Origin of the sequence: Aquimarina sp. EL_43, from assembly GCF_943422735.1 — a bacterium.
Lineage (GTDB): Bacteria > Bacteroidota > Bacteroidia > Flavobacteriales > Flavobacteriaceae > Aquimarina > Aquimarina megaterium.
Genome location: NZ_CALSBR010000001.1, coordinates 1,257,216 through 1,276,196, shown reverse-complemented (window position 1 = coordinate 1,276,196; position 18,981 = coordinate 1,257,216). Strand labels below are relative to the sequence as shown.

Genomic DNA, 18,981 nt, shown 5'->3' with positions numbered 1-18,981 from the left:
TGCTAAAAAAGAGACTCAATCCCAAGGGTCTCTTTTTTTATGTTTTTATTCGAACTAAGTATTTTAAATCGTAATTTTATACAATAGCTTTTTTAGGGAATAAATTTTTAAATATGTCTAAGATACTTATCGTAGAAGATGATGTGGCTTTTTGTACAATGCTTAAGACCTTTTTACAAAAAAAGGAATATAAGGTCTTTACAGCATTTTCTGGTAATGAAGCTATTCAAAAAATAAAGAAAGAAACTTTTGATGTTGTACTTTCTGATGTGAGATTACCCGATAGTGATGGTATTACCTTATTAGCCGAAATTTTAAAACATAGCTCGGATACTCAAGTAATTATTATGACGGGTTATGCCGAAATCAATATGGCTGTTAGTGCTATTAAACAAGGAGCTTTTGACTATGTTTCAAAACCATTTAATCCAGATACTATACTACATACTATAGAAAAAGCACTAAATAAACAAGGATTTATATCAGACAAAACGGTTAAAGAAAAGGAAACTAATGTAATACAGCCTAAAATACCAAAAAGGGCTAATGATTCTTTTGTTCGTGGAGTTAGTGATGCTTCCAAAAAACTAAATGAATATGTCGCTCTGGTAGCTCCTACACGCATGTCTGTTTTAGTAATAGGAGATAGTGGTACAGGTAAAGAATACGTGGCCAGCAGTATTCATAAAGCAAGTAAGCGAGCAGATAAACCATTTGTTGCGGTAGATTGCGGAGCTATTCCTAAAGAAATAGCTTCTAGTGAGTTTTTTGGGCATATAAAAGGGTCCTTTACCGGGGCAGTAAATGATAAAGTGGGGCATTTTGAGGCTGCAAATAAAGGAACATTATTTTTAGATGAAATAGGTAATCTAAGTTATGAGCTACAAGTTCAATTGTTAAGAGCACTTCAGGAACGAAAAATCAAGCCAGTAGGTAGTAATAAAGAAATAGAAGTAGATATTAGAGTAATAGTCGCTACTAATGAAGATCTTAGTCATGCCGTAAAGGAAGGGGATTTTCGAGAAGATTTGTATCATAGATTAAATGAATTTTCTATTAAGGTACCGCCTTTGCGAGATAGAATTGAAGATCTGATGCTTTTTGCAAATCACTTTCTCGAAGAATCAAATATCGAATTAGAAAAACATGTAGTTGGATTCACTGATGAAGTATTGGAAGCATTTAAAAAATACAATTGGCCTGGTAACTTAAGAGAATTAAGAAATATGGTAAAACGATCTGTTCTTCTTTCTCAAAGTGATATGATTACATTAGATGTATTACCAAATGATATAGCATATGCTCCTCATAATGCAAAACAAACTTATGGATTGTTTAAAAACCAAAATGAACAGGAATTGATTCTTGATGCGCTAGAAAAAGCAAATGGAAATAAAGCTAAAGCCGCCAGAATGCTTTTGATAGATCGAAAAACACTGTACAATAAATTAAAACAGTACGATATTAGTCTTTAATTTTCTACTTTTAATTTATCAATTAAATCTTCAATTTTTTCGATACCATCATTTGTTAGATTTAATATCGCTTTTTTATTAAGGTGATATTGATCCGGATGTTCTAGCTTTTCTAGAATAGGTACTACTTCTTTTGCTTTGATCTGTTTAAACATAGGAAGCATTTTGTGAGCAATCTTTTTAATATGATAGATGTCTTTTTTTTTTATTGTCATTTTTAGTTCTTTAACATTGTCAATAGTACTTTCATAAAATGTATCTAGAATTGCATATAAAGAATCAGAATCACCTTGCGCAAAAAGCATTAGATCATTAAGAGAATATTGTTCATTAGATAGGTTAAGGCCATTATGAGTTGTCCCATTATAATTGGTTAAATCAACACTAAGTACCTTGGCAATAAGATCAATTAATTCCTTTGGGGCATATGGTTTTCGTAAGCTGGCAGCAAATCCGGCCTCTTGATACTCTGTAAAAGAAGTATCTGTTCTACCAGATAATGCAACAACTGGTATAGTGGATTGATTTGCATTACTTTTTATAGATTGTAAAAGTTCAAAACCACCCATTTTTGGCATTTGAATATCAGTAAGCACAAGATCGTATGTATTGGTCTGTAATAATGAAATCGCTTCAATACCGTTTTTACAAATATCATAAGTCAGACCAGCTAATGTAGCTACCTCACTAGTTAGAGCTAATTGACTAGGATCATCATCAACGATCAAAACCTTCTTATTTGTAAAATTCTGTATTTCTGTGACTTCTGACTCCTCTTCTAGGATTAATGTGCCAGACTGTTTAAAAGGAATATAAAATGTAAATTTACTACCTACATTAAGTTCACTCTCTAATTCGATTTTGCCTTTTAAGAGTTTAATTATTTTTTTGGTAATAGCAAGCCCTAAACCAAAACCACCATACTTTTTCTCGGTATTATCATCTCCTTGAGAAAACTCTTCGAAAATGTAATGCTGCTGTTCTTTTGTAATTCCGATTCCTGTATCTATTACAGATATAACCAATTGTTTTTCCGACAAACCATTTTCGATAACCTTACTATCAATTGTTATAGAGCCTTCATTAGTAAATTTATAAGCATTATTTACCAAATTTGTCAATACCTGTTTTATTCTAAAAGGATCTCCTAAATATTGTTTTTTTAATTGAGGATCTGTTATAATCCTTATATCAAGATTTTTCTTGTCATTTATAGGAATAACACTTGAAATTGTATTTTCTATTAATTTTTGCGGAGAAAACGGAAGCTCTTCAATTACCATTCGACCGGCCTCAAGTTTTGATAAATCAAGAAGGTCATTTACCAGGTGAAGAATATAGTCTGATGATTTTTTTAAGTGGTCCAGATAGTGTTTTTGCTTATTATCCAGCCCCGTTCTTTCTAACAAATCCGAATATCCGATAACCGTATTTAAAGGAGAACGGAGATCATGAGTAACCGTGTTAATCAAAGATTCCCGTGTTTTTAAAAGAGATTCGGTATATGTTTTTTCGGCTTCGAGTTCATTACGGTATTTTTGACTTTTAGAAACATCTTTAGTAATCAAAAACAGAAATATGATTGCTATTAGCAGGCTAATAGCTGCAATTACTACAATAATATCTGCAGTATTATTTAAAACCTGATTTGAAGCTTCTAGACGTGCAAAATATTCATTTCTTTCATTACGTTCAATAGAGGCAAGTAAATCCCTTAACTGTTTTGTAATGATTTGATCTTTTTTGAGAAGATTGTTCTCCTTTAGCGTTATTTCACGCCTATATTTTCTATCCTTTTGCTCAAGCTCAGCAAGTACTTGTTTTACAGAAGTAGCTAATGAATCGACTGTCTGATTGGTAAGTCGTTTTGCATTATCTTGTTTGGTTAACTCTAGAATATTTATCAATGCCCTTCTTGTACGAGGATCATATTTTTTAAATCGGATATCGTATTTGGTATATCCACCAAAGCTTTTGTTTACTTTTTCCAGTTCATCAATAGCAGTCTCGTATAACCCTTTTTGTTTTCGCTGCTCATAAACTTTAATAAGCTCTTCGAGGTTTTTATTTTTACTATCAATAAGATGTTTAATACTATCGATTTTTCGGGTTTGTAGGGTGTCATCAGATATTTCAGAAACCTGATTAATCGTTTTTAAGATAGTATCTATTTTAGCTTTATAAGTAATAAACTTTTTAACATCAGAAGTTTGAATGATATTTCTTGTTAAGCTTTCAGCCTCATATAGTCCTGTTATCGTTTCACCAACAAGAAAGAGTTTTTCATTATTTTGATTTTTGATTTCGGTGATTTGAGTATAATTGCCTAATTGCTGGTAGATAACCCAAAATGCAGTTACGGCAAGTAAACCCGCAAGTAGATAGCCTGCAATAATTTTAAAAGTAACCGATCTTTTCGTATTCTTCATAACCCTTTTATAACTTCAAAAACCCTAAAGCATTGCTTTGTTTTAGTATAGATTCTACATTACATCAAATAAATGTACAATAAATCAATAAAACACAGTATTTTTGCGCCAAAATCTCAAAGGGGTGCTTTTTAAGTTTTAAACGTAAAAGGCTGAGATCATACCCGATGAACCTGGGCGAGTAATGTTGCCAAGGGACTGTGGAACCAAAAAAGGTGCGATGTGCCTCTTTTGTGATAAGCAAGATGACATTATAAGAAAATACCAAAACGTTAGGTAAAATGTGTGTTCTTAATGGTATCAGGCTTTTTTTAAGTACTAATTTTATAACAGAATAATAACCCCTTTTATTCGTAATGAATGTTTACGGATGAAAAACGTATTATTATATCTTACACTCTTATTATTGAACATTAACCTTACAGCTCAGGAGAAATCAACAGACTCTACTCAAACCAAGATAGAAAAACTAGATGAGGTTTTAGTAAAATCTGTACGAGTAGAAGCAGATTCACCTATCACCCATTCTAATTTGTCTAAAGAGGAACTGGCGACACGCAATCTAGGTCAGGATATTCCAATTTTATTAAATTATTTACCAGGAGTCGTTACGACTTCTGATGCAGGAACTGGAGTTGGGTATACATATATTAGAGTAAGAGGTAGCGATGCATCAAGAGTAAATGTTACATTAAATGGGATACCTTTTAATGATGCAGAGAGTCAGGGTACTTTTTGGGTAAACCTTCCGGATTTTGCATCTTCTGTCGAAAATCTTCAACTTCAGCGTGGAGTAGGAACTTCAACTAATGGTTCGGGAGCTTTTGGCGCAAGTTTAAACCTATTAACAGATGCTGTTTCTGAAAAAGCTAATGCAGAAATTTCGAATACTGTAGGATCCTTCGGAACCAGAAAGCATAACCTGAAATTTAGTACAGGGTTAATTAATGAAAAGATAGAAATAGCAGGTCGTTTATCTGCTATTGCATCAGACGGTTATGTCGACCGTGCTTCTTCAGATTTAAAATCGTATTTCGTACAAGGATCTTATGTAAACGATAACACTTTAATAAAAGCAATTACTTTTGGTGGACATGAAATTACATATCAATCGTGGAATGGTATTGATAAGACTACTTTAGAAAATGACAGACGATTTAATCCAATAGGGTTTCAATATGATGCCGAAGGAAATCTTCAAGGATTTTATGAGAATGAAGTAGATAATTATAAACAAGATCATTACCAATTGCATTGGAATCAAAAGTATAATAATAACTGGTCTACAAATTTAGGCTTAAATTATACATATGGTCGAGGATTCTTTGAGCAATATGTAGATGAGTGGCATTATAGTAATGTATTATTTTCTGATCAGGCTACTTTGGCGTTCTTAGGAGTAAACCCTGTTACTGTTAATGGAGAAGAAATTACGCAAACCGATTACCTTCGCAAGAGATGGTTGCAGAACGATTTTTACGTTGCAAATGCTAGTGTGAATTATAAAGATAATAACCTCGATATCGATTTTGGTGGATTCTATAGTTATTACGACGGAGATCATTTTGGTGAAATTATTTGGACAGAGAACCCTATCGGTTTTCAGAGCGGAGACAAATACTATTTTGGAAATGGAAAGAAAACCGAGTACTCGGTTTTTGGTAAAACCACCTATAGAATTAATGATAAGTGGAGTGCATTTTTAGACTTGCAAGGACGTTTTGTAAATTATAAAACCTCGGGGTTAACTTCAAAAAGAGTTGCGCTTCAAGTAGATAAAAACTACGCATTCTTTAACCCAAAAATGGGAGCAACCTTTCATGTAAATGATGCAAATCATCTATATGTATCTTATGCCAGAGCCAATAGGGAACCAAGAAGAGATGACTTTGAAAATGGTATAGATACAGCAGAGAGGCTTAATGATATTGAGCTAGGGTGGCGATTAGCAAAAAACAAAATAATAGTAAATACCAACCTTTATTATATGTGGTATAGAGATCAATTGGTACTAACAGGAGCATTAGATGATGTAGGTGCACCAATTAGGGCAACTAGTGGAGAAAGTTATCGTTTGGGAATCGAAATAGATGCAGATATCACGCTTTCTGATCAATTTGTAATTAAACCCAATGTTTCATTAAGTACGAATAAAAATAAAGATTTTATAACCTCTAGAGATGGTAGTTTCGTCAATTTGGGAGATACAAACATCTCATATTCTCCTAATATTGTAGCAGGTAATATGTTTATGTATCGTCCTATAAAAAACCTTCAATTAGGATTGCTGTCTAAGTTTGTAGGAGAGCAATACATGGGTAATATTGATAGTGAAGTTTCGAAACTTGATAGCTTCTTTATAAATGACCTTAATGTGGTATATGAAATAAAGAATATTCCTGTTTTTAAATCAATAGTATTAACAGGGTTGGTTAATAATGTCTTTGATGAGGAATATGTGTCTAATGGATACTTTTTTACATTTGATGATGATTTTTCTAATCCAGGTATGGTGACTACCATCGAGGGAGCAGGTTTTTATCCGCAGGCAGGGATTAATTTTTTACTTGGAGCAACATTAAAATTTTAAATAAGAGGAGGTTAAAACTTGGCTTTAACCTCCTTTTTTGTATAAGTTTTATTACTTTTATAACATAAACTTTAGGGGTGTCCTTAACTTCGGTTAGGTCTGAGAAATACCCTTTGAACCTGATGCGGTTAGTACCGACGAAGGGAAAAGTAAATATCACATTTTTATACGTGTGATTTTTCTTCTCTATTTAGGCAATTACGACCTAAAGTTTATGGAATTAATATATAAAAAAATGACCATAAACGTTAACAATCAATCTCAATCAATTTCAGAAAACAGTTCAATTAAAAAACTGTTAGAGCAATTAGATATTCTTCCTAACGGAATTGCTATTGCCATTAATAATAAAGTCATTTCTAAAGAAGAATGGGAACAAACAATGATAGAAAACGATGATGATATAGTAATCATAAAAGCTACTCAAGGAGGGTAAGTTAATTACAAATCATTATTACCATAAGAAAAACTAACAGCAAAGGGTATAATCAAAACCTGAAATACAATATTCATGAAGAAAAAAGATACAGCACCACAGGACACCGTAATTAGTACCACACCTTTTCCAAGTTCAAAAAAAATCTATGTACCTGGAGCTATTCATCCACAGGTTAAAGTAGCAATGCGAGAGATCGAGTTAAGTGATACGGTCGATAGCATTACAGGAAAAAGAACCGTTAATCAACCTGTTACTGTTTATGATACAAGTGGTCCATATACCGACCCTTCAAAAGAGATCAATGTACATAATGGGATCGAACCTATTCGGGAGCAATGGGTTTTAGACCGTGGAGATGTAGAAGAATTAGATAGTTTTTCTTCAGAATATTGTAATAAGAGACTAAATGATTCTAGTTTGGATCATCTTCGATTTAATCATCTTCGCAAGCCAAAACGAGCTAAAAAAGGAAAAAATGTTTCCCAGATGTATTATGCGAAACAAGGTATCATTACTCCCGAAATGGAATATGTGGCTATACGCGAAAACCAAAAACTTCAAGAAGTAAAACGCCTTTCTAAACAACATCCCGGTCAAGATTTTGGAGCTAGTATTCCCGAGGTAATTACTCCAGAATTTGTAAGAGAAGAAGTTGCCAGAGGAAGAGCTGTTATACCATCTAATATCAATCACCCAGAAAGTGAACCTATGATTTTGGGGAGAAATTTTTTGGTAAAAATCAATGCCAATATTGGTAATTCTGCAACAACATCAAGTATCGAAGAAGAAGTAGAAAAAGCAGTATGGGCATGCCGCTGGGGAGCAGATAATATTATGGATCTTTCTACAGGAAAAAATATACATGAAACCCGTGAGTGGATTATTCGTAACTCACCTGTACCTATAGGAACTGTACCTATCTATCAAGCATTAGAAAAAGTGAATGGTAAAGCCGAAGATTTAACCTGGGAAATTTTTAAAGATACATTGATCGAACAGGCAGAACAGGGAGTAGATTATTTCACCATTCATGCAGGAGTGCGTTTAGCATATGTGCCTATGACGGCAAAGCGTATCACCGGTATCGTTTCTAGAGGAGGGTCTATTATGGCAAAATGGTGTCTTGCGCATCATAAAGAGAGTTTTTTATATACACATTTTGAAGAAATATGCGAGATCATGAAAGCCTATGATGTGGCATTTTCCTTAGGAGATGGGTTACGCCCGGGTTGTATTGCAGATGCTAATGACGAGGCACAGTTTGCAGAGCTAGAAACACTGGGAGAATTAACAAAAATTGCTTGGAAACACGATGTACAAACCTTTATCGAGGGACCAGGACATGTGCCAATGCATATGATCAAAGCAAATATGGATAAGCAATTAGAAGCTTGTGGAGAAGCGCCTTTTTATACCTTAGGCCCTTTGACCACTGATATTGCTCCCGGATACGACCATATCACTTCGGGAATCGGAGCTGCTATGATAGGTTGGTATGGGACTGCCATGTTATGTTATGTGACCCCAAAAGAACATTTAGGATTACCAAATAAAGAAGATGTACGTACGGGAGTGATTACTTATAAACTGGCAGCGCATGCCGCAGATTTAGCAAAAGGACATCCAGGAGCGCAACATCGAGATGATGCCTTAAGTAAAGCGCGTTTTGAGTTTCGATGGGAAGATCAATTCAATTTATCTCTGGATCCAGAACTGGCAAGAGAATATCACGATGAAACACTACCCGCGGAAGGTGCAAAAATTGCTCATTTCTGTAGTATGTGCGGTCCAAAATTCTGTTCGATGAAAATATCTCAAGAAGTACGCGATTATGCTGCAAAAAAAGAAATTGATGACCGAAAAGCACTCGAAGCAGGGATGCAGGAAAAAGCAGAAGAATTTAAAGAAAAAGGAAGCGAAGTATATTTGTAGGTCTCAAGTATAAGGTGTTAGGCTTTCAGTGAATTACTGATACCTGATCACTGATATCCAATGGCCGATAGCTAAAACCTGATATTTAATCTATGCTAATCATATTAACCTCAGAACAAGAATTAGAAAGTGAAGCCGATAAAATCAATTCACTATTCGATAATGGTTTAGAAATATTACATTTTCGTAAACCAACTATGAATATTGAAGGATACAGAGTTTTGCTCAATCAAATTGACACAAAATACCACAACCGTATTATGATACATCAATTTCATGAGTTATGTGAAGAATTTAATTTGAGAGGAATTCATATTCAGGAACAACCACGATTGGATTTAGAAGAAAAACTAGAAGAATATATTTATGATTATAAAACAAAAGACTATAAAGTAAGTAGTTCCTTTCATTCTAAAGAGGATATAAAAAATTGCCCGGCTACTTTTGAGTATGTGTTATTAAGTCCTGTTTTTAGTTCAATTTCAAAAGTTGGTTATACAGGAAAAGGATTTGATGTTACTGATCTAAATGAATTTGTAATAGGAATGGGAGGGATTAATGAAAGTACATTACAAGCAACATTTGATCTGGGATTTAAAGGAGTAGGTGTTTTAGGAGGAATATGGAATACAGAGGATTCGTTAGAAAGTTTCAAAATGATTTATGATAAGCTTAAAACAATACAAACTACGTAAAGCAACTCTTAGTAGGAATGATAAAAAGACCGTACATACTTACTATAGCAGGTTTTGATCCATCTAACGGAGCCGGGCTTACTGCAGATGTTAAAACAATCGAAGCGTTAAAAGGCTACGGTCTGTCTGTTTGTACCGCAAATACGATCCAGAATGATGTTGAATTTGCATCGTGCCAATGGATGGATTTTGACGTGATTAAAAATCAAATAGATATACTATTTGATCGGTTTGCAATAACGTATGTAAAAATAGGAATCGTTCAAAACTGGGAAGTACTCAATCAAATTATTGATGTTGTATTAGAAAAAAATAATGCAATTAAAATTGTTTTAGATCCAGTATTAACATCTAGTTCTGATTTTAATTTTCATTCTTATAATGACAATTTGGATGATCAGAATAATATTGAAAAACAGTTTGAGGAAATATTAAACAAAATTTACCTTCTAACACCCAATTATAATGAAATAGAAAGGTTGTATACAGGTAAAACTATTGAAGAAACAATCGCTCATATTGCTAATAAAACGAATCTTTTTCTTAAAGGAGGACATAGAAAAGAAGCAATCGGAAAAGATGAGCTGTTTACTAACAATGAGAAACAGTTTGTGTTTAATCCAAAAAGACAAAACATATCAGAAAAACACGGAAGCGGTTGTGTACTTTCTTCTGCAATTACAACATATTTGGCATTAGGGTTTCCTTTGCTCAAAGCTTGTTATAGAGGAAAAAGGTATACCGAAAAAGTACTGAGTTCTAATAGTAGCCTGTTGGGGTATCATAAGATTTAGATTGATTAGTATGATGAATAAAGAAACAATAGTAGAGGCCGATGTTAACGATGCTGAAGAAATAACTAGCTTGACCAAAATATCAAAAGCATTTTGGGGATATGATGACAAGCAAATTAAAAAATGGGAGAAAGATCTTACTATGACAAAGGATTATATTATTGAAAATAAAGTGTATAAAATAACTTGCGGAAATGATCTAAAAGGATATTATTCTTATATAGAGAAAGAAGATAAAGTAGTTGAACTAGATAATATATTTCTCCACCCTGATAGTATTGGGAAAGGATATGGTTCTGTTTTGATAAATGATTTTTTGAAAAAAATGAAAAAAAGTCATTTTGAAAAGATTCAATTATATGCAGAACCTAAAGCCGAAAAGTTCTACATCAAATTTGGGTTTAAAACAGTTAGTAGAATAAAAAGTGATATCCCAAACAGGTTTTTACCTGTTATGGAATTAAATATAAAATAATAAGCAAATTGTTAAACAGTTATTCTAAAGCAATTCTTAACTCCATAACTTCTTAAAACTAATGACTATGCTTCAATATATTTCACAAGGTAAAACTCCACAGGAACATCTTAAAAATATAAAGAATGCTTGCAAAGCTGGTTGCAAATGGATACAACTACGTCTTAAAGATGAAGACATAGCAACGTATCTGGATACGGCAATACAATGCCGTAATATCTGTGATCAATATGATGCTATTATGATTGTTAATGATAATGTAAGTGTGGCAAAAGCTGTTCTGGCAGATGGCATACATTTGGGATTAAATGATATGAACCCAGGAGAGGCAAGAAAAATTCTTGGTGATAATTTTATTATAGGTGGTACTGCAAATACTATAGAAAACTGTTTACAACATATTAAAGATGGTGTAGATTATATAGGTCTTGGCCCTTATAAGCATACAATAACTAAAAAAAAACTAAGTCCGGTGTTAGGAATTGATGGCTGTCAAAATATTCTTAGTCAACTTAAAAATGAAAATGCAGAAATACCTGTTGTTGCAATAGGAGGAATTACAGAAAAGGATATTACCACACTTATGCAGACAGGAATATCAGGAATTGCTGTTTCGGGAGAGTTGACAAACCAGGTAAATCTGGAGAAAAAAATAAAAACTATAAAAAAACTAATGGTTCAAAAGCTACCAGCTAATCGTTAAGAAATGGAAAAATTAAAAATTGCAGATAAAGAATTTTCATCCCGTTTATTTACGGGTACAGGAAAATTTAGCTCTTCTCAGTTAATGAGGGATGCATTACTTATATCAGAAAGTGAATTAATAACAGTAGCATTAAAGAGAGTTGATGTTAATAATGAAAATGATGATATATTAAAACATTTGGATCATCCCAGAATTAATTTACTTCCTAATACGTCTGGAGTTCGTGATGCTAAGGAGGCGGTTTTTGCAGCGCAATTAGCAAGAGAAGCTTTAGAGACAAACTGGATAAAATTAGAAATTCATCCAGATCCAAAATATTTATTGCCAGACCCTATAGAAACCCTAAACGCTGCTTCAGAATTAGTAAAACAAGGATTTGTGGTCATGCCATATATTCATGCAGATCCGGTTTTGTGTAAACGCTTAGAAGAAGTGGGAGTACAATGTGTAATGCCTTTGGGTGCTCCAATAGGAAGCAATAAAGGATTAAAAACATTAGAGTTTTTAGAAATTATCATAGATCAAAGTAATGTTCCTGTAATTGTAGATGCTGGTATCGGAAGCCCTTCTCATGCGGCACAAGCGATGGAGATTGGTGCAGACGCAGTATTAGTAAATACGGCTATTGCAGTGTCTCAACAACCAATAACGATGGCAAAAGCATTTAAAATGGCTGTAGAGGCAGGTCGTATGGCATATGACTCAAAATTAGCTCCTGTTAGACAACATGCAGAGGCGAGCAGCCCGTTAACATCATTTTTAACACAAGGTTAAAAAGAGGTATCAGAATTTGGGTATCAGGTTTCGGGTATTGGGGGTAATGTCGAAAAGTGATACTTAGAAACTGATTAAAATATGTTTATGAGAGATTTTAAAGAATTAAAAGTTTGGAAAGAAAGCCATAAATTATGTTTACTAATTTATGAATTAACTAAGCGGTTTCCTGATGACGAGAGGTTTGGGATTATATCACAACTAAGAAGAGCATCCACTTCTGTTCCAACCAATATATCTGAAGGTTGTGGTCATGATTCCAACAAAGAATTTGCAAGATTCTTACGAATTGCTTCTGGATCTATTTCAGAGGTCGAATATCTTTTGATTTTATCAAAAGATTTAGGCTATTTAGAAAAAGAACAAGCAAATGATCTGTTAAACAAGGTAGTTTTTATCAGAAAGATGTTGTTTAATTTAGTTAAAGCAATTAAGTAATGACAGATGCCCGATACCCGTTACCTGATACCAGTTTCAAAGATATATTCGAGCAATATAATTGGGAAGCAACACTTTCCAGTATTTTTTCTAAGACAGAAGCAGATGTTGTTCATGCTCTTGAAAAACCTAAAAGAGATCTTGAAGATTTTAAGGCATTGATTTCTCCTACTGCAAAACCATATTTAGAACATATGGCGCAAATAAGTAGCTATACTACTAAAAAACGTTTTGGCAATACCATCCAGATGTATACCCCGATGTACTTAAGTAATGAATGCCAAAATATATGTACGTATTGTGGATTTAGTATGACTAATAAAATTCCGAGAAGAACATTAACCGATAAAGAAATTCTAAAAGAAGTAGGTTTTCTAAAGTCCAAAGGCTATGATCACATCCTTTTGGTTACGGGAGAAGCTAATAGGACAGTGGGAGTAGATTATATCAATAATGCCATACAACTCATACAATCAAAATTTGCCAATATTACGATAGAGGTGCAGCCATTAGATCAGTCAGACTATGAACTATTAATTAAAAATGGTTTGTATGCCGTATTGGTGTATCAAGAAACATATCACAAAGAAGAGTATAAAAAACATCATCCAAAAGGAAGGAAATCTAATTTTGATTATCGATTAGAAACTCCGGACCGATTAGGTAAAGCAGGAATTCATAAAATAGGGTTAGGAGCCCTTTTTGGATTAGAGGATTGGAGAGCAGATAGTTTTTTTACAGCATTGCATCTTAACTATTTGCAAAAAACATACTGGAAAACAAAATATTCGATATCCTTTCCGAGACTAAGACCACATAGCGGTGGGCTAGAACCAAAAGTAGCAATGACAGATTCAGATTTGGTGCAGTTGATATGTGCTTTTCGATTGTTAGATGAAGATGTAGAGTTGTCTATGTCTACTCGAGAAAGTGAAGTGTTTAGAGAGCATGTTGTAAATCTCGGAATCACTTCTATAAGCGCCGAGTCTAAAACTAATCCAGGAGGTTATGTAGTAGAACCACAGTCTTTAGAACAGTTCGAAATTTCTGATGAACGCTCTACAGGAGATGTAGTGAAAATGCTTAAAAATAAGGGGTTAGAAGTGGTTTGGAAAGATTGGGCCTATAATTGGAAATAAATTGTAATATATTTAAGGGCTAAAAAACTGTTTTGAATATAGGATGTGTAATTTTATTTTTATGAGTAGGATAATTACTGTAATTTCTCTTTTTCTTTTTTGGAATCATTTAAGTTATGCCCAACAAGAAGAAAATACAGGAACAATACAATATACAAACCCAATACTGGTCGAGCTAAAACCTAATATACCAGTAATGCTTACAGATTCTTTGTCTATTCTATTAACAGGTTATTCTCATAAACGCCCAACACATGGTGCCGGTGGTCCAACAAAGACGGGTGTACAACTATCGCTTTCTAAAGGGAATAGTTGTGGAGAAGTAGAGGTTTGCAGGTACGGTTTACTAGGAAAAACAGAATATACATATACGCCTTCCTTTTGGAACGATGAGTATGAATTTAAGTTAATGGATTTTGATTTTCCGCTTTCTTTTAAAATTGTGATTTCAAAAAAACAAGATGTAGATTAAAAACAAGCTGTTTTTTTCTTTGTACAGTTAGTTAGATATAAATAACGTATTTCCTTCTCGTCGCACATTATATCGCCTTAATCCAAATTGACCATCTCCAGAGGTTTGCTGTCCGGTAATAATATTGTAACTGTTTCCGTCATCGCAATTGCAAGTCGAGGTAATTCCATCAATCGTCTGAGTAGAGCAAGAACTAGGAGAATGATTAGGGTCGCTAAGCTCAAAAGCTGAATATTGAGTGTTATCAATATTATAAATAATGACTCCTTTAATACTCCCGTTTTCTGAGTTATCTACCAAATGATTACTTGGAAATTTAAGTGGGTTAAATTGAGGTAAATTAAGATTGATTTGATAATTAACGCTCGAAGGAGGTAGAAATTGATTATTATCTCCATTATCATCACTACTACATGATAAAATCAAAAGAATACTTGCAAAAAATAAAGTCTTTTTCATAACACTACTATTGTATTGGCAAATTACGTAAATTTGCAGTCTTCAGTAAAATTTTTGTTATCTTTGAATAACAAATCCCATTCTTGTGGGATTTTTTGTATTTATATAAACGATGAAGTTATGAGCAAAGTATCTTATTATACTGCCGAGGGGCTTAAAAAACTAAGAGACGAACTAGGTCAGCTTAAGGATGTAGAGCGCCCAAAAGCTTCTCAAGCGATAGCTGAAGCGCGTGATAAAGGGGATTTAAGTGAAAATGCCGAGTATGATGCCGCAAAAGAAGCACAGGGATTATTAGAGATGAGAATTTCTAAATTAGAAGAGACTCTTTCGAATGCACGTTTAATTGACGAATCTCAATTAGACACATCTAAGGCTCTTATACATTCTACTGTAAAGATCAAAAACCAAACTAATGGTGCCGAAATGACTTATAAACTGGTAGCGCAAAGTGAAGCAGATCTTAAAACTGGAAAGATATCTGTAGATTCTCCTATCGGAAAAGGTCTATTAGGAAAAAGTGTTGGCGAAATAGCTGAAATACAAGTGCCTAACGGGATTATGAAGTTTGATGTTGTAGAGATTACAAGAGAATAAAAGAAACAATTTCTTAAATTTTGTTACAAGCCTTTTTTAATTTTTTAAAAAAGGCTTTTTTATGGTTTTGACTTACAGATAAATAAACTATATTTCGAAAACCGTAACCCAACTAAAATTTAATTAATGTCTACCCTATTTACTAAAATTGTAAATGGCGAAATTCCATCATATACAGTGGCCGAAGATGAGAATTATTACGCCTTTTTGGATATTAGTCCAAATGCAAAAGGACATACACTTTGTATTCCTAAAAAAGAAGAAGATAAAATATTTGATCTGGATGAAGACGAATATCTGGAGTTAATGCGTTTTTCTCGTAAAGTAGCAAAAGCTATAGAGAAAACAGTCTCCTGTAAACGTGTCGGTATTGCCGTCGTAGGTTTAGAAGTCCCGCATGTACACGTACACTTAATTCCGCTAAATGAAATGAAAGAAATGACTTTTCAGCATAAAATTTCTATGTCAGAATCAGAATTTAAAGCACTGGCAAAAGAAATTCAATCGAATTTATAAGTGTATGCAGGAATCAGGTTTTAAACTATCTCTACAACTTCGAATTGATTGGAGTGAGATGGATACGTATCAGCATGTGAACAATGTGAATTTTATGAAATATATGCAAAGTGCACGTGTTCAATTCTGGGAAGTAACCGGTTTGGCAACATTATATGCCGAAACTAAAAAAGGACCTATGCTGGTTTCTACACAATGTGATTTTAAAAACCCGTTGTTTTTTCCGGGAAATGTAATAATCAAAACTAGAGTTGAGTTTATTAAAAACTCTAGTTTTGGGTTACATCATCATTTGTATAATGATGAAGGAGTACTTTGTGCAGAAGGTCATGATGTAGCAGTTTGTTTTGATTTTAATGCAGATAAAACCTTTTTGATTACAGATGAATTACGCCAGATTATGAAACAATATTAGATTCCTAAAAGATCAGATCTGTAAAGATAGATGTATACAAAAGCAGCGATAGCAATCCCAATAAATAATAGAATATAAAACAATTTGGTAAAACGCAGTGATCCAGATTGGCGAGTGATTGTTTTTTTATGGTAATCATATACTCTTTCTATATCTGTAGTCCATTGTCCTGGGAAAATTTGATTTTCGCATTTATTACAGTTAATACTTTCGACAATATTACTTTTGGTTTTGACCAGAAGTTTTGATTTTAGTCTTTGTTGTTTGAAAGAAAGTATCATGCCATCAGTAGAGTAGCATTCTGGACAATTATTGTTAAGAGTTGTTTCTTTTAAAATAATATATTCAGTTTTCACTTTGTTTAGATTTGGCGTTTAATAGGTATTCTATAACGTTGTGAAAAAAATATTGTTATACCTTTTTAAGAAAATTTAATATTAAGAAGTAACTCCAGACTTGCGAAGTGTAATTTGAAAAGTAGTGCCTTTACCAATATCTGATTTAAGAACTTTAATTTTTCCTAAGTGGTATTCTTCTATAATTCTTTTTGATAGGGATAGACCCAGACCCCACCCTCTGCTCTTAGATGTATATCCAGGCTCAAAAATTTTGGTGAATTTACTTTTAGGAATACCCTTACCTGTGTCTTTAATTCGTATAAATACCCGCTTTGCATCATCTATAAGATCAATATTAAGATCTCCTTTCCCTCGCATTGCATCAATAGCGTTTTTTACGAGGTTTTCGATTGTCCAGCTATATAATTGGGAGTTTAATGATACATGAATAGGTTTATCTGGTAAATTAAGTGAGAAATTAATAAGTTTAGAGCTTCTGGATTGAAGATATGTATAGGCATTTCGGGTTTCTTCTACAATATCAACATCTTCGAGATTAGGAATAGAACCAATTTTAGAAAAACGTTCTGTAATTATCTTTAGCCGCTCAATATCCTTTTCTATTTCTACGATATATTCTGGATTTACATTTTCGGTTTTCAGGATTTCATTCCATCCCACCAACGAGGATAATGGTGTGCCTATTTGGTGAGCAGTTTCTTTAGCCATACCTGCCCAAAGTTTGTTTTGCTCACTAGCTTTAGAGGTAGTAAAAAAGAAATAAATTACTCCAATTAATAGAAATATAATGATGGCAATAGTCATTGGGTAATATTTCAATTTATTTAAAATATCAGAATTTCCGTAATAAATATATTGAACGGTATCTTTCAGATCGAGTTCTATTGGGTCGTTTTCTGATTTTAACGTTTTTAAAAATGATTTGAGTTTTTCTTCATCTGTTATCTCATTTTTAGATAAGTTTTTAAAATAACTAGGATCAGGTTTTCCTAAAGAATCTCTAATAAAGTCACCTTTAGAATCTGTAATGATGATAGGAATAGATTTGTTTGTTGTATTGATAACAATAGATAACTCTAGATAGTCATCAGATTGTTCGCTGTCTAATGCTTTCTGGGATTGCACCCATATCTCAACTTTAGTTCGTTCATCATCTTTAAGACGTTGCATGAATAACGATGTATTCCATAAAACTAGGCCAGTTATAACTAAAACAGCTATAATAATAAAATAGCTCGAAAAATTACGCTCATCAGAAAAATTCATACAGACTAGTTAACTAAATCCTAAATATAAACGTTTTAAAACGATTTTATTGTTTATAAAACAGATTCTAAAACCTGTTTTTTTAATGATTCTAAAACCAAACTTTGGTTATATTTGCTCAATATAAAACAAATTATGATTACAATCGATCCATCAGAGGTTACTACAGGAAAATTACATGGCTTAATTCTTGGAGCAATCGGTCCCAGACCTATAGCTTTTGCTAGCACGATGGATGTAAATGGCAATGCTAATTTATCTCCGTTTAGTTTTTTTAATGTATTTAGTGCGAATCCACCGATTCTTATTTTTTCTCCGGCAAGAAGAGTTAGAGATAATACGACTAAACATACATTAGAAAATGCAAAATCTACCAAAGAAGTAGTCATTAATATTGTGAATTATGATATTGTACAGCAGATGTCATTATCAAGTACAGAGTATCCAGAGGGAGTTAACGAGTTTGTAAAATCTGGGCTTACCATGGTTCCTTCAGAAAAAGTCAAAGCGTATCGTGTAGGGGAATCTCCGGTACAGTTTGAATGTAAGGTTAATCAGGTAGTTCCTATGGGTACTGAAGGGGGAGCTGGTAATCTTATTATCTGCGAAGTCGTTCTTATGCATATTAATGAGAATGTTATGGACGAAAATAATAGAATAGATCAGCATAAGATAGATCAGGTTGCTCGTATGGGAGGTAATTGGTATAGTAGAGCCAATATGGGAATGTTTGAAGTGCCTAAACCATTAAGTTCAATAGGAATTGGTGTAGATGCATTGCCAGAAGAAGTAAGAAACAGTACTGTTTTTACAGGAAATGATTTAGGTAAACTAGGAAATGTAGAAGGAATGCCAACAAAATCTGAAGCTTTAGAATTTGTTAATAACCATAATGATATTAAGGATAAAATTCAGGAGGCTAACCTAATAGAAATTCATAAATTTGCAAAGCAGTATCTCGATCAGGATGATATGGATACGGCATGGAACATTTTAGCAGCAAAATAATAA

At 33.3% G+C, this 18,981-nt stretch carries 20 protein-coding genes and 2 riboswitches; of the genes, 16 read left to right on the top strand and 4 right to left on the bottom strand.

Annotated elements, in window-relative coordinates; all coding sequences use genetic code 11:
- Positions 1 to 113 precede the first annotated feature (113 nt).
- Complete coding sequence (locus tag NNL09_RS05890) at positions 114 to 1,475, top strand: sigma-54 dependent transcriptional regulator (protein ID WP_025664457.1); 1,362 nt, start codon at positions 114 to 116, stop codon at positions 1,473 to 1,475.
- Here NNL09_RS05890 and NNL09_RS05885 read toward each other — a convergent pair.
- A complete protein-coding gene (locus tag NNL09_RS05885) occupies positions 1,472 to 3,904 on the bottom strand; it encodes an ATP-binding protein (RefSeq protein ID WP_196909424.1) in 2,433 nt (810 codons plus the stop codon). The genes NNL09_RS05890 and NNL09_RS05885 overlap by 4 nt on opposite strands.
- 110 nt (positions 3,905 to 4,014) lie before the next feature.
- A riboswitch (TPP riboswitch) is annotated at positions 4,015 to 4,119 on the top strand.
- Between the two features lie 155 nt (positions 4,120 to 4,274).
- On the opposite strand from NNL09_RS05885, the gene NNL09_RS05880 reads away from it, so the two are divergent.
- The 11 genes from NNL09_RS05880 (at position 4,275) to NNL09_RS05830 (ending at position 14,358) form a co-directional block, all read left to right on the top strand.
- Positions 4,275 to 6,494: a TonB-dependent receptor gene (locus NNL09_RS05880; protein ID WP_196909423.1), complete on the top strand. Its 2,220-nt coding sequence runs from the start codon at positions 4,275 to 4,277 to the stop codon at positions 6,492 to 6,494.
- 63 nt (positions 6,495 to 6,557) lie between these two features.
- Positions 6,558 to 6,657: riboswitch (TPP riboswitch) on the top strand.
- 72 nt (positions 6,658 to 6,729) lie between these two features.
- Entirely contained in the window at positions 6,730 to 6,930 is a 201-nt protein-coding gene (gene thiS, locus NNL09_RS05875) for a sulfur carrier protein ThiS (protein WP_025664454.1), read from the top strand.
- A 75-nt stretch (positions 6,931 to 7,005) separates the two neighbouring features.
- Positions 7,006 to 8,865: a phosphomethylpyrimidine synthase ThiC gene (gene thiC / locus NNL09_RS05870; RefSeq protein ID WP_025664453.1), complete on the top strand. Its 1,860-nt coding sequence runs from the start codon at positions 7,006 to 7,008 to the stop codon at positions 8,863 to 8,865.
- A gap of 92 nt (positions 8,866 to 8,957) precedes the next feature.
- The gene (locus tag NNL09_RS05865) at positions 8,958 to 9,560 is read left to right on the top strand and encodes a thiamine phosphate synthase (RefSeq protein WP_025664452.1); all 603 of its coding nucleotides are present in this window, start codon (positions 8,958 to 8,960) and stop codon (positions 9,558 to 9,560) included.
- Positions 9,561 to 9,577: 17 nt separating this feature from the next.
- Entirely contained in the window at positions 9,578 to 10,354 is a 777-nt protein-coding gene (locus tag NNL09_RS05860; protein WP_196909422.1) for a hydroxymethylpyrimidine/phosphomethylpyrimidine kinase, read from the top strand.
- Positions 10,355 to 10,364: 10 nt separating this feature from the next.
- Positions 10,365 to 10,829 (top strand): GNAT family N-acetyltransferase, encoded by a 465-nt coding sequence (locus tag NNL09_RS05855; protein WP_196909421.1) that lies wholly within the window; start codon positions 10,365 to 10,367, stop codon positions 10,827 to 10,829.
- Positions 10,830 to 10,896: 67 nt separating this feature from the next.
- Positions 10,897 to 11,532 carry a thiamine phosphate synthase gene (locus tag NNL09_RS05850; protein WP_231389219.1) on the top strand — a complete coding sequence of 212 codons (636 nt, stop codon included), beginning with the start codon at positions 10,897 to 10,899 and terminating at the stop codon, positions 11,530 to 11,532.
- A 3-nt stretch (positions 11,533 to 11,535) separates the two neighbouring features.
- Positions 11,536 to 12,309 (top strand): thiazole synthase, encoded by a 774-nt coding sequence (locus tag NNL09_RS05845; RefSeq protein WP_196909419.1) that lies wholly within the window; start codon positions 11,536 to 11,538, stop codon positions 12,307 to 12,309.
- Positions 12,310 to 12,396: 87 nt separating this feature from the next.
- Positions 12,397 to 12,747: a four helix bundle protein gene (locus NNL09_RS05840; RefSeq protein ID WP_025664447.1), complete on the top strand. Its 351-nt coding sequence runs from the start codon at positions 12,397 to 12,399 to the stop codon at positions 12,745 to 12,747.
- On the top strand, positions 12,747 to 13,886 hold the full coding sequence (gene thiH / locus NNL09_RS05835) for a 2-iminoacetate synthase ThiH (RefSeq protein WP_025664446.1): 1,140 nt from the start codon (positions 12,747 to 12,749) through the stop codon (positions 13,884 to 13,886). The genes NNL09_RS05840 and thiH overlap by 1 nt, the downstream gene beginning before the upstream one ends.
- 61 nt (positions 13,887 to 13,947) lie before the next feature.
- Positions 13,948 to 14,358, top strand: coding sequence for a hypothetical protein (locus NNL09_RS05830; RefSeq protein WP_196909418.1), 411 nt, complete (start codon positions 13,948 to 13,950; stop codon positions 14,356 to 14,358).
- Positions 14,359 to 14,385: 27 nt separating this feature from the next.
- On the opposite strand, the gene NNL09_RS05825 is transcribed toward NNL09_RS05830, so the two are convergent.
- Positions 14,386 to 14,817 carry a hypothetical protein gene (locus NNL09_RS05825; RefSeq protein ID WP_025664444.1) on the bottom strand — a complete coding sequence of 144 codons (432 nt, stop codon included), beginning with the start codon at positions 14,815 to 14,817 and terminating at the stop codon, positions 14,386 to 14,388.
- Positions 14,818 to 14,937: 120 nt separating this feature from the next.
- Between NNL09_RS05825 and greA the strand changes: the two genes are divergently transcribed.
- The 3 genes from greA to NNL09_RS05810 all read left to right on the top strand — a co-directional run bounded on the left by greA (position 14,938) and on the right by NNL09_RS05810 (position 16,345).
- On the top strand, positions 14,938 to 15,414 hold the full coding sequence (greA, locus tag NNL09_RS05820) for a transcription elongation factor GreA (RefSeq protein ID WP_025664443.1): 477 nt from the start codon (positions 14,938 to 14,940) through the stop codon (positions 15,412 to 15,414).
- A 126-nt stretch (positions 15,415 to 15,540) separates the two neighbouring features.
- Positions 15,541 to 15,930: an HIT family protein gene (locus NNL09_RS05815; RefSeq protein WP_025664442.1), complete on the top strand. Its 390-nt coding sequence runs from the start codon at positions 15,541 to 15,543 to the stop codon at positions 15,928 to 15,930.
- 4 nt (positions 15,931 to 15,934) lie between these two features.
- The gene (locus NNL09_RS05810; protein WP_025664441.1) at positions 15,935 to 16,345 is read left to right on the top strand and encodes a thioesterase family protein; all 411 of its coding nucleotides are present in this window, start codon (positions 15,935 to 15,937) and stop codon (positions 16,343 to 16,345) included.
- On the opposite strand, the gene NNL09_RS05805 is transcribed toward NNL09_RS05810, so the two are convergent.
- Entirely contained in the window at positions 16,342 to 16,701 is a 360-nt protein-coding gene (locus NNL09_RS05805) for a hypothetical protein (RefSeq protein WP_025664440.1), read from the bottom strand. The two genes, NNL09_RS05810 and NNL09_RS05805, sit on opposite strands and share 4 nt — an antisense overlap.
- 81 nt (positions 16,702 to 16,782) lie before the next feature.
- Positions 16,783 to 17,970 carry a HAMP domain-containing sensor histidine kinase gene (locus tag NNL09_RS05800; protein ID WP_025664439.1) on the bottom strand — a complete coding sequence of 396 codons (1,188 nt, stop codon included), beginning with the start codon at positions 17,968 to 17,970 and terminating at the stop codon, positions 16,783 to 16,785.
- Positions 17,971 to 18,105: 135 nt separating this feature from the next.
- Here NNL09_RS05800 and NNL09_RS05795 point away from each other — a divergent pair, with 135 nt between their 5' ends.
- Positions 18,106 to 18,978 (top strand): flavin reductase family protein, encoded by an 873-nt coding sequence (locus NNL09_RS05795; RefSeq protein WP_196909417.1) that lies wholly within the window; start codon positions 18,106 to 18,108, stop codon positions 18,976 to 18,978.
- Positions 18,979 to 18,981: the final 3 nt, after the last annotated feature.